This window comes from Bradyrhizobium sp. th-b2, from assembly GCF_000426785.1.
GTDB classification, from domain to species: Bacteria; Pseudomonadota; Alphaproteobacteria; order Rhizobiales; family Xanthobacteraceae; genus Bradyrhizobium; species Bradyrhizobium septentrionale.
Window position 1 is genome coordinate 1 of the sequence record NZ_AUGA01000217.1, and the last position, 1,968, is coordinate 1,968.

Annotated in this window: 1 protein-coding gene; it reads right to left on the reverse strand. The window is 58.4% G+C overall.

The annotated features are described in order from the left end of the window. Positions 1-1,058: GGDEF domain-containing protein (locus K359_RS0147760; RefSeq protein ID WP_029085229.1), on the reverse strand; the 1,058-nt coding region annotated here is incomplete at its 3' end. Positions 1,059-1,968 lie beyond the last annotated feature (910 nt).

The window sequence follows — 1,968 nt, forward strand, 5'->3', positions numbered from 1 at the left end:
GAGTCATTGATATCCTTGAAATGGTCGAGATCGAGCGACAGCAGAGATAATGGAGCACCGGTTCGTTTGGCCCGCGCGATCTCGGCGCCGATATGGTCGAGGAAGTGTCGCCGATTTCCGGCACCGGTCAGTGGGTCGGTGGCGACAAGGCGTTCTAACCTTTGATTGCTCACCTGCACTTGCTGTAGCGCCCTTTGAGTGTCGGCCATCGAATCGGCCAGGCGGGCCATCATTTCTTCCTGGCTATAGATGGTCGAGAAGGATTGCGTCGTTCGGAAAGCCTGGACAACGCCATAGCTGAGCAGCAAGAACCCGCCAGCAAAGATCGCGTGGGCGAGCCACCACATATGATTCCACGGTGCCGCCAGAATGAATGCGAGCGACGATAACGCAAACCACGCGACCGAGATGCCGAAAACAAGCATGAGCGGCGAGTGAATCCCTCGCATGAGCATGACCGCAACGTTCAGCGCGCTGAACACCAGTGCACCGCCCTCCATGGACAAGCGTACCGCCGGGTGTCCCGCATAGGGGGAGTAGGCGATCAATGCGACAGCTATATCCACGGTCAGGAACAGGCCGGTCCACATCAGCCATGTGCGCGCATCCGAACGCTTCTCGACCTCGTCTGATGGCTGGTTATAGCTGAGCAGCCCAACGAAGAGAAGAATCGACATCGCGAGACGCGACGCCGGTCCATAGAGCAGAAACAGCCAGATGTTGCGGTGTGCCATCCTGGTGAAGGCGCCGTGCAGTAAATAGATCAATACGAAGCCGAGAAAACCCAGCGTCAACCAACGCAACAGAGGTTCGCCCGAAGACCAGTAGCAGCGCCACGTCACATAGGTGACGAACAGCCCTTCGAGGGTGGCGAGGGCAATCGCGAATTCATGGAATGGGTGATTTTCGAATTTTAGCGTGGGATCCTGCTGGAAATACAGGTAGGCAATGAACTGGGCGGGCATCAAGGCGAAGGCGATGAGGAGAAGGCTCATATACGCCTGTGTGACCAGCCGGAGCGCATTAGGCGGCTCGGGTACCGCACGATTGGTGCTCATATGCAATACCGTCTCCCATGATGACGTCAGATCGTTTCGTGGACACTTGAGCGTCTCCGAAGGATACTGTCCCAGAGCACCTTCGGTCCTTGTGTACTAGCCAGATGAAGGAACCAGAATGCGTCGCGGCCGGAGGCCATTCAACAACTCGGCGCCCGCGATCACCGCTGCGACGGAGGCATGAGCTTGAGCTTTCCGTCCATCTGCGGCACCCCATCGAGCAGGCGGCGGCGCGGATAGGGTCGGCCTTGTCGTCCAGCAGCGGCCAGCTCCCGCCGCCACCGAGATCAGCAGCGCCGTGGACTGCGTTTATGTATTCGAGCCCACCGCGTTCAGGCCGCCCGCTCCGCTAGGTCAACGTGTCGTGTGTTCAGCAGATTATTCCGGCCCCTGCCGCGAGTTGTCACGGTCTGCGAGGCGCTCGAAAATGCCCATCGAGACAAGGAAATCACGAGCCCGTTGAGGAAGGAGTCTGCGTATTACCGTACTCAACCGTCTGCCTGCCGCCCGCCGGTAGTGCCGCCGCCACAATCGATCCGTTACTGGTTCGGCTCCGAGCCAACACGCGTAATGAGCAAAACCGTAAGCGTCAGCCCGCTTTGATTGGCGAGTTTCTTGTAGGCCATCTGCGATCTCCTTCGTCTGGGATGTCCCCGCACTGCGCGACCGGGGCCGTAGGATACCTAAACTGGTTGAGTTAGCCGCCTGCCAAACCTTGTAGGTTCCCTAACGCAACCTGTGAGATTGGCTTGCGGCAAGGACGAGTTACTCGATCCGTCATGGATCACGCACGAAGATATATCCGCGAGAAGGTAAGTATCCCTCCATTGAGGGCCGCCTTGTTTGACGGACGCGAGCGCTGCAGGTCCTAGGGGTAATCCTAGGAGAAGCGCTATGACGATTTCGCGGG